At 62.8% G+C, this 13,391-nt stretch carries 12 protein-coding genes and 1 tRNA gene; 5 read left to right on the forward strand and 8 right to left on the reverse strand.

Annotated features, from left to right (window positions below; all coding sequences use genetic code 11):
- Positions 1 to 14: 14 nt before the first annotated feature.
- The 7 genes from OCA5_RS03880 to OCA5_RS03910 all read right to left on the reverse strand — a co-directional run bounded on the left by OCA5_RS03880 (position 15) and on the right by OCA5_RS03910 (position 6,420).
- Complete coding sequence (locus OCA5_RS03880; RefSeq protein ID WP_013912855.1) at positions 15 to 506, reverse strand: FixH family protein; 492 nt, start codon at positions 504 to 506, stop codon at positions 15 to 17.
- A 2-nt stretch (positions 507 to 508) separates the two neighbouring features.
- Positions 509 to 2,068 carry a cytochrome c oxidase accessory protein CcoG gene (gene ccoG / locus OCA5_RS03885; protein WP_012564477.1) on the reverse strand — a complete coding sequence of 520 codons (1,560 nt, stop codon included), beginning with the start codon at positions 2,066 to 2,068 and terminating at the stop codon, positions 509 to 511.
- A 117-nt stretch (positions 2,069 to 2,185) separates the two neighbouring features.
- Positions 2,186 to 3,055 carry a cytochrome-c oxidase, cbb3-type subunit III gene (gene ccoP, locus OCA5_RS03890; protein ID WP_012564476.1) on the reverse strand — a complete coding sequence of 290 codons (870 nt, stop codon included), beginning with the start codon at positions 3,053 to 3,055 and terminating at the stop codon, positions 2,186 to 2,188.
- A complete protein-coding gene (locus OCA5_RS03895; RefSeq protein WP_012564475.1) occupies positions 3,052 to 3,210 on the reverse strand; it encodes a CcoQ/FixQ family Cbb3-type cytochrome c oxidase assembly chaperone in 159 nt (52 codons plus the stop codon). The genes ccoP and OCA5_RS03895 overlap by 4 nt, the downstream gene beginning before the upstream one ends.
- A gap of 11 nt (positions 3,211 to 3,221) precedes the next feature.
- Complete coding sequence (ccoO, locus tag OCA5_RS03900; RefSeq protein ID WP_012564474.1) at positions 3,222 to 3,953, reverse strand: cytochrome-c oxidase, cbb3-type subunit II; 732 nt, start codon at positions 3,951 to 3,953, stop codon at positions 3,222 to 3,224.
- A gap of 12 nt (positions 3,954 to 3,965) precedes the next feature.
- Positions 3,966 to 5,534: a cytochrome-c oxidase, cbb3-type subunit I gene (gene ccoN, locus OCA5_RS03905; RefSeq protein WP_422388719.1), complete on the reverse strand. Its 1,569-nt coding sequence runs from the start codon at positions 5,532 to 5,534 to the stop codon at positions 3,966 to 3,968.
- 801 nt (positions 5,535 to 6,335) lie between these two features.
- Positions 6,336 to 6,420 (reverse strand) — tRNA-Leu (locus OCA5_RS03910).
- A gap of 185 nt (positions 6,421 to 6,605) precedes the next feature.
- Between OCA5_RS03910 and OCA5_RS03915 the strand changes: the two genes are divergently transcribed.
- Both OCA5_RS03915 and OCA5_RS03920 read left to right on the forward strand, forming a co-directional pair.
- Positions 6,606 to 7,091 carry a disulfide bond formation protein B gene (locus tag OCA5_RS03915; RefSeq protein WP_042200935.1) on the forward strand — a complete coding sequence of 162 codons (486 nt, stop codon included), beginning with the start codon at positions 6,606 to 6,608 and terminating at the stop codon, positions 7,089 to 7,091.
- A 516-nt stretch (positions 7,092 to 7,607) separates the two neighbouring features.
- Positions 7,608 to 8,057 carry a hypothetical protein gene (locus OCA5_RS03920; RefSeq protein WP_012564471.1) on the forward strand — a complete coding sequence of 150 codons (450 nt, stop codon included), beginning with the start codon at positions 7,608 to 7,610 and terminating at the stop codon, positions 8,055 to 8,057.
- Positions 8,058 to 8,194: 137 nt separating this feature from the next.
- On the opposite strand, the gene OCA5_RS03925 is transcribed toward OCA5_RS03920, so the two are convergent.
- Positions 8,195 to 9,415, reverse strand: coding sequence for a hypothetical protein (locus OCA5_RS03925; protein WP_013912856.1), 1,221 nt, complete (start codon positions 9,413 to 9,415; stop codon positions 8,195 to 8,197).
- Between the two features lie 86 nt (positions 9,416 to 9,501).
- On the opposite strand from OCA5_RS03925, the gene OCA5_RS03930 reads away from it, so the two are divergent.
- The 3 genes from OCA5_RS03930 to OCA5_RS03940 all read left to right on the forward strand — a co-directional run bounded on the left by OCA5_RS03930 (position 9,502) and on the right by OCA5_RS03940 (position 13,385).
- Positions 9,502 to 10,455 (forward strand): TAXI family TRAP transporter solute-binding subunit, encoded by a 954-nt coding sequence (locus OCA5_RS03930; RefSeq protein ID WP_012564469.1) that lies wholly within the window; start codon positions 9,502 to 9,504, stop codon positions 10,453 to 10,455.
- A 151-nt stretch (positions 10,456 to 10,606) separates the two neighbouring features.
- Positions 10,607 to 12,736, forward strand: coding sequence for a TRAP transporter permease (locus OCA5_RS03935; RefSeq protein ID WP_012564468.1), 2,130 nt, complete (start codon positions 10,607 to 10,609; stop codon positions 12,734 to 12,736).
- A gap of 7 nt (positions 12,737 to 12,743) precedes the next feature.
- Positions 12,744 to 13,385, forward strand: coding sequence for a DUF1850 domain-containing protein (locus OCA5_RS03940; RefSeq protein ID WP_012564467.1), 642 nt, complete (start codon positions 12,744 to 12,746; stop codon positions 13,383 to 13,385).
- Positions 13,386 to 13,391 lie beyond the last annotated feature (6 nt).

The following is a 13,391-nucleotide window of genomic DNA, read 5'->3' on the forward strand; positions in this document are numbered from 1 at the left end:
GAGCACGCAGCCGGTCACTTGATCGCTCCGTTGAGAAGCGTGAGCCGGCGCGTGTCGCGGTAGGGATGTTCGCGGTTCGCGACATCGGTGTGGATCTCGACGATCCACATGCCGTCGCGCACATCGACCGGTGCGGCCAGCGAGCCGTCCGCTTGCGGAGTCAACGTCACATTTTGATCTTCGGACGCGTAAGCCGGGCGGCGGAAGTTCGCGGTCGCGCGCTTGGCCGCAACCACATTGCCGACGCTGTCGAGCAGACGATAGCTCACCTTGCCATCGGCAATGACGAGGTCCGATTTCCAGTGAAGAGCCGCCTGCGCGCGACCCTCCGCCGCCTTCTCGTTGAACTTCTGGCTTGCGATATAAGTGTTTTCGACAACGAAGCCGGTCCAGCTCGAACGGGCGAGCAGCGCCATCGTCAGGTTCACGACGATGACGACCGAGAAGAACGCCACCAGCATGGCCAGCACATGCCAGCCCGTCAGCTCGCGTTTCCGGTCTGCCATGTTCATTTCCCTGTCTCCGGTGCGTCGAAGGTCGCCTCATAGCGATCGCTTTCGTGGCTCGACTTGTCCTCGACCACGAACGTGAAGTGCTGCCTGGAGCTTGCGATGTTCTCGCGCGGCTGGCGTACGTAAACCTTGAGCGTCTTGAGTTTGTCCGGTTCAACCTCGACCACGAAGGAGCGTTCCACGTGCTGATCCATGCCGACGACGCTCATGTCCGCGCCCGGCAGGTTCTGCATCGTCACGGTGATCGTGCGTGGCTCCGGGATCATGTTGAGAAGCTTGATGGTGTAGCCGTTGCGGATCGAGCCGTCGGAGAGCACGACGAACTGCGGGTTGCGGTCTGCCAGCACGTTGACCTGCAAGCGGTCACGCGTCAGCAGCGCATAGAGAAGGCCAAGTCCGACCAGCGTCCATGCCGCGAGATAGATCAGTGTGCGCGGACCCATCAGCTTCTTCAGATGGAAGGTGGCGACCTTGTCCGACAGCCTGCCATTGGCGTCGTGCACGCGCCGCGGATCGATCGTGGAGGTGCCGCCGGCGGTCGCGAGCGCCATGTTGGCCTGATATTCCGCGAGCGTCGCGTACGAGATAAGCCCGCGCTCCCGGCCGATCTTGTCCATGACGCTGTTGCACGCGTCGATGCACAGCGCGCAGGTGATGCATTCGAGCTGCTGGCCGTCGCGAATGTCGATGCCCATCGGACAGACGGCGACGCAGGCGTTGCAATCGACGCAATCGCCGACAGCCTGTCCTGCGGCAGCGGCCTTCTTGGCGTGCCGCGAGCGCGGCTCACCACGCCAGTCATTATAAGTGACGGTGAGCGAGTTCTCGTCGAGCATCGCTGCCTGAATGCGTGGCCACGGGCACATGTAGGTGCAGACCTGCTCGCGCATCAGCCCGCCGAACACGTAAGTGGTGCCGGTCAGGATCGCGATCGTGATGTAGGCGACCGGCTCGGCGTGGCCCGTCACCAGATTGCGCAGCAGCGTCGGGGCGTCCGCGAAGTAGAAGATCCACGCGCCGCCGGTCAGCACGGCGATGATCAACCAGATCAGGTGCTTGGTCACGCGCTTGATGAGCTTGCCGGCCGACCACGGCGCGGCATCGAGCTTGATGCGGGCGTTGCGGTCGCCTTCGACGGCGCGCTCGATCACCAGAAACAGGTCCACCCACACGGTCTGCGGGCAGGTGTAGCCGCACCAGGCGCGCCCGACCGTCGAAGTCACGAGGAACAGCCCGAAGCCCGCCATGATGAGGAGGCCGGCGACGAAGTAGAATTCCTGCGGCCAGATTTCGATCGGGAAGAAATAGAAGCGCCGGTTGGCGAGATCGACCAGCACGCCCTGATCGGGCGCGTAGGGACCACGATTCCAGCGCAGCCACGGCGTCAGATAGTAGATGCCGAGGGTGATCAGCATCACGATCCACTTGAAGCGCCGGAAGCTGCCTTCGGCTCGCTTGGGGAAGACCTTCTTGCGAGCCGCGTAGAGCGGCTGACGCATGCGCGCCGAGTTTACGGCCGTCGCGTCAAATGTTTCGATCTCCGGCGTGTCGAGCATTGCAATCGTCTCCCGCAGCGCTCTTCTGAAACGCCGGTCTCACTTCTGATGCCAACGCCGGGACCCGGCACGATCCGGTCAATCCGGGCGTGTCGGTGTCGGCACTAGCATGGCCGTTTATTCGCCACCTCCGAGCGAGTGGACGTAAACGGTCAATTCCTTCACGGCGGTGTCGCCGAGACGTACGCCCCAGGCTGGCATCACGCCGTGCTTCGGCGCCTTGATCTGCGCGGCGATGGCCGCCGGCGTCGAGCCGTAGAACCAGATCGCATCCGTCAGGTTCGGCGCGCCGACCTCTTGATTGCCCTTGCCTTCGTCGCCGTGGCAGGAGCTGCAGTTCTGCGCGTAAAGCTCCTTGCCGGCGGCGATATCGGTTGCGCTGGTGTCGCCGGCCTTGCCCGATAGCGAGGCGACATAATTTGCGACCTGGGTGATTTCCTGCGGCTTCAGCATGTCGCCGAACGCCGGCATTTCCGACACCCGGGTGTTGGAATCTTCAGTGAAACGGATGCCGTGCGCGATGGTCTGCTGAATGTCCTGCGGCTTGCCACCCCACAGCCATACGTCGTCGTTGAGATTTGGATAGCCGGGCGAGCCCTGTGCGCCGGAGCCGTGACACTGCACGCAGTTGACCTTGAACGCTGCCGCGCCCGCCGCCGCCGCAAAGGTGCGCAGCTTGTCGTCGGCCAGAATCTCGGTGACCGACTTCGACGCAATGGCCGCGATGTAGTCGGCCTTGGCCGCGTTCGCCGCGGCGAACTCCGCCTTCATCTCGCTACGGCTGGAATAGCCGAGGAGGCCGGTCGTCGCCGTGCTGATGAGAGGCCAGGCCGGATAGGCGATCACGTACGCGCCCGCCCACACGATGGTCGCGTAGTAGATGATCAGCCACCAGCGCGGCATCGGATTGTCGAGTTCCTTGATGCCGTCCCACTCGTGGCCGGTGGTGGAGACGCCGGAAAACTCGTCGATCTGCTTTTCGCTCATTGTGCGTCGTCCTTGAAGGGAATGCTGGCGGCGTCATCGGCGAGAGCGCGGCTGCCCGGGCGGAAGGCGAAGATCACGGCGCCAATGAAGAACAGCGCCATGCACAGGAGGCCCCAGCTATCGGCCATCAGCCGCATGGTGGTGTAGGTTTCCATCGCGGCCTCCTTTAGCGATAGCCGGCGGCTTCGTCGTAGGTCGAGAAATCGACCAGCGTGCCGAGCATCTGCAGGTAGGCGACAAGCGCGTCCATCTCGGTGAGGCGCTTCTTGTCGCCGTCGAAATCGGAGGCCTTCACCTTGGGATAGCGGGATTCGAGACCACTCGTATCCGCATCCGGATCGGCCTGCGCTCGCATATCCGCCGTGGCGTTGGCGATCATGTCGTCGGTGTAGGGCACGCCGACACGTTTGTTGGCGACGAGGTGTGCCTTGATCCCGCTGGTGTCGAGTGGCTTGTCCTTGAGGAAGGCGTAGCTCGGCATCACCGATTCAGGCACGACCGAACGCGGCTCGATCATGTGCTGGACATGCCATTCGTTCGAATAGCGCTGGCCAACTCGCGCGAGGTCGGGTCCGGTGCGCTTCGATCCCCACTGGAAGGAGTGATCGTACATCGACTCCGCCGCGAGACTGTAATGCCCGTAGCGTTCGACCTCATCGCGGAACGGACGGATCATCTGCGAGTGGCAGGCGTAGCAACCCTCGCGGACGTAGATGTTGCGCCCGGCGAGTTCGAGTGGCGTGTAGGGCCGCATGCCCTCGACCTTCTCGACGGTGTTCTGCAGATAGAACAGCGGCGCGATCTCGACGATGCCGCCGACCGTGACCACGGCGAGCGAGGCGATCAGCAGCAGCGTCGCGTTCTTTTCGAGCTTGGAGTGGTTCTTCAGAATCGACATGGACCGTATTCCTTACTCGGCAGGCTGTGCGGCGGCGCCAGGGGTCGGCAGCGCCATATCCATCGGCCGTTCGTCGCGCACGCGACCGCGGATGGTCTGATAGACGTTCCACGCCATCAGGAATCCGCCGGCGAGATAGAACACGCCGCCGGTGACGCGCATGACGTAATAGGGATGCATCGCGGCCACCGTTTCGGCGAACGAATAGACGAGGAAGCCCTGCTCATCGTATTCGCGCCACATCAGGCCTTGCATGATGCCGGACACCCACATCGAGGCGGCGTAGAGCACGATGCCGAGCGTCGCGAGCCAGAAGTGCCAGTTGACCATGCGGATCGAGTAGAGCCGGTCGCGGCCCCACAGACGTGGCGCGAGGAAGTAGACGGCGGCAAAGGTGATCATGCCGTTCCAGCCCAGTGCACCGGCGTGAACGTGGGCGATGGTCCAGTCGGTGTAGTGCGAAAGCGAGTTGACCGACTTGATCGACAGCATCGGGCCTTCGAATGTCGCCATGCCGTAGAAAGCCATGGCCGCCACCATCAGGCGCACGATCGGATCGGTGCGGATCTTGTCCCACGCACCCGACAGCGTCATCAGGCCGTTGATCATGCCGCCCCATGACGGCATCCACAGCATGATCGAGAACACCATGCCGAGCGTCTGCGCCCAGTCGGGCACGGCCGTGTAGTGCAGGTGGTGCGGGCCGGCCCAGATGTAGAGGAAGATGATCGACCAGAAGTGGACGATGGACAGGCGATACGAATAGATCGGCCGGTTCACCTGCTTCGGCACGAAGTAGTACATCATCGCGAGGAACGGCACGGTCAGGAAGAACGCGACCGCGTTATGGCCGTACCACCACTGCGTCACCGCATCCTGCACGCCCGCGAAAGCCGAATAGCTTTTCGAGCCGGCGATCGAGACCGGGATCGCCATGTTGTTGATCACATGCAGCATCGCGATGGTGATGATGAACGACAGGTAGAACCAGTTCGCGACGTAGATGTGCGGTTCGCGCCGCCGCAGCAGCGTGCCCATGAACACGATGAGATACGCGACCCAGACGATGGTGAGCCACAGATCGACGTACCATTCGGGTTCGGCGTATTCGCGCGACTGCGTGATGCCGAGCAAATAGCCCGTCGCCGCCATGATGATGAAGAACTGGTAGCCCCAGAACACGAACCAGACGAGGTCGCCGCCGAACAGGCGGACGCGGCAGGTGCGCTGGACGACATAAAAGGAGGTCGCGATCAGGGCGTTGCCGCCGAACGCGAAGATAACCGCGGAGGTGTGCAGCGGGCGGACGCGGCCGAAATTCAGCAAAGGCTCGAAATTGAGGTCGGGGAAGGCGAGTTGCACGGCGATGAACACGCCGGCCAGAAAGCCGATGACGCCCCAGAACACGGTGGCGATCATGCCGTAGCGGATCGGCTCGTCCATATAGGTCGTATCGTCGACAGGGGGCTCCGGCGTGAAGCTTGTCTTGCGCATCAGAGCAATCGTGAAGGCCACGAGCACGAAGAACGCGATCCACATATGCTGCTGGAACGGCTCATCGACCGCAAAAGCGGCGCCCATAAATGTGAGGTAGCACAGCGCTCCAGCGAGGATGATCCCCTGGCCGTATTTCATGGAGTGGTCCCCTGACATGATTCACGAAGGCCGGCGCCTTCAGGCGCCGACCTTGTAGCGACGTTCTTCGTGTTTTGCGAACGGATGCGTTGATTCAAGTCAAGTCGCAGAAAACCCGCTCGCATTGGGCTGAATGTATCCACATTTGCCGATGGATCGTCCGTCTCGGAAGTCCGCGCGGCTCATACGATATATCGGGTGAGAACGTCGGTTCGTTGACGGATTCGGTTGAAAGTTCGCCGATTTGCTGCGAGCCGGAGAAATATCGGAGCGGATATAGCAGCGATGCGCGATGAATCGCGTCGGTGCGACATAAAGCGACATGGCGTATTGGCGGAGACGATACTTTCTCGCCCTTGAGAGTGTCTCTTGGTTTTCCCGACTGGTGAGACGACGTTGCGATGGATGTCTGCAGCACCTTCGTTGCCGACCAGCGTATCGAATCGAAAAAAACGCGACCATTGCTGATGCGCGGGGCTTCCCGATCTGCCCATGAAAGCTAACAGGCCGGCCCCCGGCCCGCGCTGCGGATACGCAGGAGCCCAAAGCTCTTACCCAATGCTCTTAAAAGGCTCTCGATCTCGATTGAGGTTGCCGCCAGCCTGTGCGGTCCCGACTCGGCTCATCCCGTCTCAACGGGTGCCGGCCAATCGCTGAGGCGATCCAGGCTGCCATTGAGGCTACCCGGAGCGACCCGGCGACACAAAATGCCGTCAGATCTTATGTAAGATATTGAAATATAAGGGGTGGTGCCCCTGGCCGGAATCGAACCAGCACTCCTTGCGGAACTCGATTTTGAGTCGAGCGCGTCTACCAGTTCCGCCACAGGGGCGCTTGCGCGCGGGTGGCGCGGCGAAGCGGGCGGACTATAGCGGGCGGCGACGGCGGGTCAACCGGCTGTGACTCCACGCATCTCGACACCGGGCGGAGCGCAGGCTAGGAGCGCTTTAGACTGGAGATAGACCCTTGTCCGACGCTCTCTCACCGACCGACCGCTCGCCGTATGCGGCGTCCTCGATGCTCGCGCTCGCGATCTGCGTGATCGCGCTCGCCACCATCGCTGGGGCATGGTTCTTCCAGCTCGTGCTCGGCATCAAGCCGTGCCCGATGTGCCTCGAGCAACGCTATGCCTATTACCTTGCGATTCCGCTTGCGGCCGTGGTGGCGCTTGGCGCGGCAAAGGGGGCGGGGCGTGCGCCGCTGGTTGCGGGCTTCGCGGTGCTGTTCTGTGCCACCCTGTTCAATGCCGCCTTCGGCGTCTTTCATGCGGGTGTCGAATGGGGCTGGTGGCCGGGCCCGACCGAATGCACTGGCTCGGCGGTCGATTTCGGCGATCCCGGAAAGTTGCTGGAAAGCCTGAACGCCGTGAAGATCGTGCGTTGCGACGAGGTGCAGTGGCGTTTTCTCGGCCTGTCGCTTGCGGGCTACAACGCGCTGATTTCCGCGCTGATGGCGGCGCTGTCGGGGCTGGGCCTGTTCGCCCTCTGCCGCCGCGGCGCGTAAAGCCGCTTTCGAACGCGGTTACGAAAAAGCCGGCGGTATGGCCGCCGGCTCAAGTTTCAGGGCAGGTGAGGTACGCACGCAACGCTAAGATCCAGGCGCATCGGCTTGCGGAGCGCAGACCTGGAAGCGCGCAGACTCGGGAGCGCAAGCCTTGCGGCTCCTTGCCGTAACGCTTCTGCGGTGCCGTCTCTGCGTCGGCCTGCCATGAGCAGGCGGCGAAATGCGGCACGCAACTCCAGCCTTGGCCTTCGCGAACGACAGGCAAACCGGCCTGTCTCGGCAAACCCAGTGCTGAAGTCAGTTGCAAGCGAACGCGGGCCCAAGAGCGCAATGACGGGCAGTCATGGTTAGCCTCAAGCCTGACATCACCCTGAGCCTGTATGGATGAACTACGCATGAACGGCGATGTCGCCGTTTGCCGCGTTCGCGACAAATTGCGAGCGTTGCTGTTCCATCTTCGTTGAAACCTTCCGGCGCGGCGCTAGGATCGGGTTTCTTCATTTCTGGAGGCAAGCGATGTTTTTCCAATCGAAATTGCTTTTGACCGTTGCCGCTGCAGGACTGGCGGGTTTCATCGGCCTTGTTGCAACGGGTCCTGCGAGCGCGCTGTCGATGCAGGAATGCAGCGCGAAGTACAAGGCGGCGAAGGCGGACGGCTCGCTCGGCGGTCAAAGCTGGAACGATTTCCGCAAGACGAAGTGCGGCACGGACGATACGGCGGCGACGTCGGCGAAATCCGCGGCAAAGCCTGCGGCATCGGCTGCAACTGCCGCTGCGGGCGGGGCGGTTTTCCCCACCGCGGTCAATCCGAAATATGCCTCCGAGACCCCCGGCAAGGCGCGCATGCACACCTGCGTCGACCAGTTCAATGCCAACAAGGGCAAGAACGCCAACGGCGGCATGAAGTGGATTCAGAAGGGTGGCGGCTATTACAGCGCGTGCAACAAGCGCCTGAAGGGCGGTTAGGCCTCATCCGACCCTCCCCTGCCATGCGGGGGAGGGGATGCGGGCTCAGGCCCTACATGGGCATTCAGCTCACACTCTTATAATGTCGGTTACCGATATAATCAGGGCGCGGAGTTGCAGGGTGCGAGCCTTGCCCGTCAGAAGGCGGTGGCGAGCGCGCGGGCGCCGGGCAAGGTGCTTTCCTTGTCCATCCGCGCATCGGTTGCCGCGATCAGTTTCGCCACGGTATTGTTGCGGATCGCGACCGGGTTGCGCTCATAGCCGCCGCGCTGGAAAAAATTCGATGTCGGCACCTGCGCACGCAGGGCCTGTGGCATCGTCACCATGTCGAAACCGTTGCCGTCACCGGTCAGGTTCATCATTTCGAGCTCGGCGGCGGTGAGCGGCCGGGTGTAACCCTTGCGCGCGGCGAAGCGGACCGAGGTCAGAAGCTTATGGGTCTGCAGCCACGGGCCGATATCGACATCGAGATTGAGCGCGTGGATCGCGAGCCCCTTCGGGGTCTTGGCGAGTTGCACATGCGCACTCCATGCGTTCGGCACGGAGCGTGCGAAGGCAAGCATTTTGCGCAGCGTCGGAATCTTGGCTGCAAGCTGCCGGCGGCGTGGCTCCGGCGCGGCATGCATCGCGGCGGTCAGCCCCGAGAGGATGGCGTCGCCCTGTTCGGCGAGCACCTCGACCGTGTTCGCGGTCAGAAGCTGGTTGTAACCCAGCGCGGTCGAGATCGCGCGTGCATTGGGCCGGGATGATTCGAGCCCGGCCTGCACGTCGTATTTGCCGTTGCCACCAGCCTCGAAGGAGTAAATCCGCACCGCCTGCTCGCGGGTGAGTCCATGGGCGGCCGCGACCTTTGCATAAGCCGCCTTGAACTCGGTCTCGCTTTGCGGCCGGCGTGGGGTGAACTGAAACTCACCCGCGGCGTGGCGGAGGAAGTCGGCCACCACCGGCAGCGGCGTCCGCGCCGGTGGCGGCTTGGTCGGCGCGGTCGGGTCGATCGGTCGTGCGGGGCCGGAATATATCGGGGGCTGGGTCAGCACGTAATGTTCGGGGCCGATCGCATGCCCGTCGCGGCGCCGGGCGTTACGGGTTCGGCGCTTCTCGGCAATCGCCGACCAATACGCCTCGGCCTTGACCTCGAACTGTGCCCGAGCCTGTTCGTAGGCAGCAAGTTTCTGACGATATTCGGTTATTTGTTGCGCGGAGACATTCCCCGCGCGGCTACCCGGCTGGGCGGCGGCAGGCAGTGCGCTGCAGATGGTCAGGAGAGCGAGCAGCGGCACAGTGCGAAGTATCGCGCAGGACACGTTGTGCTCTCTGCGAGAACGGCGGTGTCGTCTGATACGAATGTCTAACGGCATACGAATCCTCGCCATTAGAAGAAGTTGACCGAAGGCGCGCGCCCGTTCAACCTTTCGGCAACGACAAAAAGACCCAGGGAGGAATCATGAGGTTCAAATTCGTATCCGCGCTCGCCGCTGCCGCCATGGCGATGGCTGTGTCCCCGCCGCAAGCTCAGGCGCAGCAGTTCATCAACATTCTCACCGGCGGCACCTCCGGCGTTTATTATCCGCTCGGCGTTGCGATCGGAAAAATCTACGGCGAGAAAATCCCGACCGTGAAGACGCAGGTCCAGGCCACCAAGGCCTCGGTCGAAAACCTCAACCTGATCGAGCAGGGCCGCGGCGAGTTGGCCTTTACGCTCGGCGATTCGCTGAAGGCGGCGGTCGATGGCGACGAGGAAGCGGGCTTCAAGAAGAAGCTCGGCAAGCTGCGCACGCTGGCTGCGATCTATCCGAACTACATCCAGATCGTCGCGACCGCCGATAGCGGCATCAAGACGCTCGCCGACCTCAAGGGCAAGACGCTCTCCGTCGGTGCGCCGAAGTCCGGCACCGAGCTCAACTCGCGCGCGATCCTGAAGGCGGCGGGCATGAGCTACAACGATCTCGGCAAGGTCGAATATCTGCCGTTCGCCGAGTCGGTCGACCTGATGAAGAACCGCCAGTTGAACGCGACCCTGCAGTCGGCCGGTCTCGGCGTGGCCTCGCTGAAGGACCTGTCGAGTTCGTCCCCGATCAACGTTGTGGCCGTGCCGAAGGCGATCGTGGAAAAGATCGGCCCTCCGTTCATCGCGGTTGTGATCCCGGCCAACACCTATTCCGGCCAGACGGCGGATGTGGAGACGGCGGCTGTCGTGAACTATCTCGTCACCAGCTCGGCGGTGTCGGATGACCTCGCCTACCAGATGACGAAGCAGATTTTCGAAAATCTGCCTGAGCTCGTGAACGCTCACGTCGCCGGCAAGAGCATCAAGCTCGAATCGGCCGCGGCCGGAAGTCCGGCGCCGCTGCATCCGGGCGCAATCCGCTACTACAAGGAAAAGGGAGTCCTGAAGTAAGCGCCATTGCGGCAACCGATCTGACAGATGGCCGGGCGATGTCCCGGCCATCATCTCTCGGCTTCGATAAAAGAGCGCGTCACGCGCCGTGAAGCCGGGTCACAGCGTGGCGGAGAATCGCCCGCTGCATCGAGTGGAAGCGGGGAGACCGATGCTGCAGGAATACGGAACGCAGGAACATGTGAAGGTCGAGCTCGATAATTTCGAGCACGGATTCCCGGATGGTTTCGGCCCCGGCCGGTGGGGCCATCTCGCCTATCTCATCGGCATCGCGTTCGCGACCTTTCAGATCATCATTGCGGCGTGGAACTTCCTGCCGAGCCAGGCGGTGCGCGGCATCCATGTCGGCTTCATCATTCTGTTGTCGTATGGCCTCGTCACCAACTTCACCGCGAAGACCAATTGGCAGCGGGCTTTCGGCTGGGCGATCGGCGCTGTCGGGTTCTATTGCGGCCTCTACCAGTGGCTCTACTACGCCGACCTCGTGGCGCGTGACGGCGACCCGACCAACCTCGATCTTGTTATCGGTACGATTCTTGGGCTCCTGATCTTCGACGGCACCCGGCGCCTGATGGGTGCGGCGCTGCCGATCATGTGCGGCGCGTGTCTACTCTACTGGTTCTTCGGCCAGTATCTGCCATCGCCGTTCAACCATCGCGGCTATGATTTCGACCAGATCATCACGCATCTGTCCTATGGCACCGAAGGCTTCTACGGCGTACCGATCTATGTGTCGGCGACCTACATCTTCCTTTTCATCCTGTTCGGCGCGTTTCTCGAGCGTGCGGGCATGATCAAGCTGTTCACCGATGTCTCGCTCGGCGCTTTCGGTGGCACCCGCGGCGGCCCGGCCAAGGTCGCCGTCGTCGCGTCGGGCATGATGGGCACCATCTCCGGCTCGGGCGTCGCCAACGTCGTCACCGTCGGCCAGTTCACCATCCCGCTGATGATCAAGTTCGGTTATCGTCGCGCGTTCGCCGCAGGCGTTGAGGCGACGGCCTCGATGGGCGGGCAGATCATGCCGCCGGTGATGGGCGCGGTCGCCTTTATCATGGCGGAGACGCTTGGTGTCGATTACGCGGTGATCGTGAAAGCAGCGGTGATCCCGGCGGCCCTCTATTTCGCCTCGGCGTTCTGGATGGTGCATCTCGAGGCTGGCAAGCACGGCCTCGTCGGCATGAAGAAGGAAGAGATTCCGAGCGCGCTGAAGGCACTGGCCAATGGCTGGTTCCTGGTGCTGCCGCTGATTGCGCTGATCTTCATGCTGTTCGAGGGCTTTACGCCACTCTATGCCGGCAGCATGGGTCTCGCGCTTACCGTGGCGCTGATCCTCGGCGCCAGCATCGTGGCGGGCTTCCCGCACAAGGTGCTGCGCTACATCTTCTGGATCGGGCTCGCGCTCATCGTCGGCTCGCTATTCCGCAACGGCAGCAATGTCGATATCCGCTATGTCGCGGCGATCGTCGGCGTGCTGGTCGGAATCAGCGCCATCACCCGCGGCGGCCGTGCGACGCTCGTCGCTTGCCGCGACTCGCTGGCCGACAGCGCCAAGTCGTCGCTCACCGTCGGCATGGCCTGCGCCATCGTCGGTGTGATCATCGGCATGATGACGCAGACCGGCGTTGGCACCGTGTTCGGAAGCTGGGTGATCGGCCTTGGCGAGCACAGCCTGTTCTTGGCGCTGGTGCTCACCATGATCCTGTCGATCCTGCTCGGTACCGGCATCCCGACGATCCCGACCTACATCATCGTCGCGGCGCTCGCAGCACCCGCGCTGTCGAAGCTCGATGTGCCGCTGATCGTCAGCCATATGTTCGCGTTCTACTACGGCATCATGGCGGATCTCTCGCCGCCGGTGGCGCTCGCGGCGTTCGCGGCAGCGCCGATCGCCAAGGAGAACCCCGACAAGATCGGCTGGGAGGCGATGCGCATCGCGCTTGCGGGGTACGTCATCCCGTTCATCGCGGTGTATTCGCCAGCCTTGATGCTGCAGACGGGCGACCCGATGGAAGCGAAGATCGGGTTCTACGGCGCGGTCGTCTATGCGACGGTCAAGGCGACGATCGCGATCGGGTTGTTCGGCATGGTGGCGATCGGCTTCCTGTTCACCCGCATGACGGTCATCGAACGCATCGTGTCGTTCATCGCGGCGCTCTTCCTGCTCGGCGAGTTCACCTACAGTGACGAACTGGGCTTTGCGGTCGCGCTTGTCGTCTTCTTCTGGCAATGGCGGAAGCGGCCGGCGCCGCCGCTGGAGGTTGCGCCGCAATCGTCTGCGTGAGGGAATTTTGGGCGTTTGCTTTGCCGCCGCCGGCATCGTCAAGATGCTGTCGGTTGCCGCGTTCACTCTGGTGTGGACCCATTCGATCGAGAAGATCGAATGGCAGGAGGATTGGCACGTCACGCCGCAGGGGCTGCAGATTGTCACCGCAAGGGTGAAGGGCTCCGGCGCGGGCATGGAGCCGCCGCCGGAAGCGCGCCTCGTCAACGGCTGGTTTCAGTGGTCGCCGTCGATGGCCCCGCTTTCCGAGGTGGTGCTGGGCAATTCCGGCCTCGCCGGGGAGTGGCGGCTCTGCACCGATCAGGGCTGTCGCACCTTGTCCGATGTGATCGGGCATCCTCTCGGGGCGCAGGCGACGGTGATGACGGTGTGCGACAAGGCCCCACCGAAGGCCGCAGGCGGTCTCAAGGGCGAGATCGCGCCTTCTGACGGACCTGTCCGAAAGTATGCGGCAATCCGGCATGTGCCGACTTCGTCCCTTGCCGGCGGGCTTTCAATCGCGCCGCGATCCACTGCGTGGGAGGATAGAGCGGCTCAATCCGGTTCCGGTGCGCCCATGCAAATTGCGCGGTTTGCCGCGGTGCTGGTGCGAAAGCCGCATACAAAACCCACCTGCGAGGCCGGTATAAAGGACTGCGTCCGTCAATGAAGATAG

Source organism: Afipia carboxidovorans OM5 (genome assembly GCF_000218565.1).
Taxonomy (GTDB): Bacteria; Pseudomonadota; Alphaproteobacteria; order Rhizobiales; family Xanthobacteraceae; genus Afipia; species Afipia carboxidovorans.

Excerpts from the sequence above, each read along its gene's own strand:
- ccoO (WP_012564474.1), bottom strand. The coding sequence starts at position 3,953 with ATGTCGATTCTGAAGAACCACTCCAAGCTCGAAAAGAACGCGACGCTG.
- ccoP (WP_012564476.1), bottom strand. The coding sequence starts at position 3,055 with ATGAGCGAAAAGCAGATCGACGAGTTTTCCGGCGTCTCCACCACCGGC.
- OCA5_RS03880 (WP_013912855.1), bottom strand. The coding sequence starts at position 506 with ATGGCAGACCGGAAACGCGAGCTGACGGGCTGGCATGTGCTGGCCATG.
- OCA5_RS03930 (WP_012564469.1), top strand. The coding sequence starts at position 9,502 with ATGAGGTTCAAATTCGTATCCGCGCTCGCCGCTGCCGCCATGGCGATG.
- ccoN (WP_422388719.1), bottom strand. The coding sequence starts at position 5,534 with ATGGGCGCCGCTTTTGCGGTCGATGAGCCGTTCCAGCAGCATATGTGG.
- OCA5_RS03920 (WP_012564471.1), top strand. The coding sequence starts at position 7,608 with ATGTTTTTCCAATCGAAATTGCTTTTGACCGTTGCCGCTGCAGGACTG.
- OCA5_RS03935 (WP_012564468.1), top strand. The coding sequence starts at position 10,607 with ATGCTGCAGGAATACGGAACGCAGGAACATGTGAAGGTCGAGCTCGAT.
- OCA5_RS03925 (WP_013912856.1), bottom strand. The coding sequence starts at position 9,415 with ATGCCGTTAGACATTCGTATCAGACGACACCGCCGTTCTCGCAGAGAG.
- ccoG (WP_012564477.1), bottom strand. The coding sequence starts at position 2,068 with ATGCTCGACACGCCGGAGATCGAAACATTTGACGCGACGGCCGTAAAC.
- OCA5_RS03915 (WP_042200935.1), top strand. The coding sequence starts at position 6,606 with ATGCTCGCGCTCGCGATCTGCGTGATCGCGCTCGCCACCATCGCTGGG.
- OCA5_RS03895 (WP_012564475.1), bottom strand. The coding sequence starts at position 3,210 with ATGGAAACCTACACCACCATGCGGCTGATGGCCGATAGCTGGGGCCTC.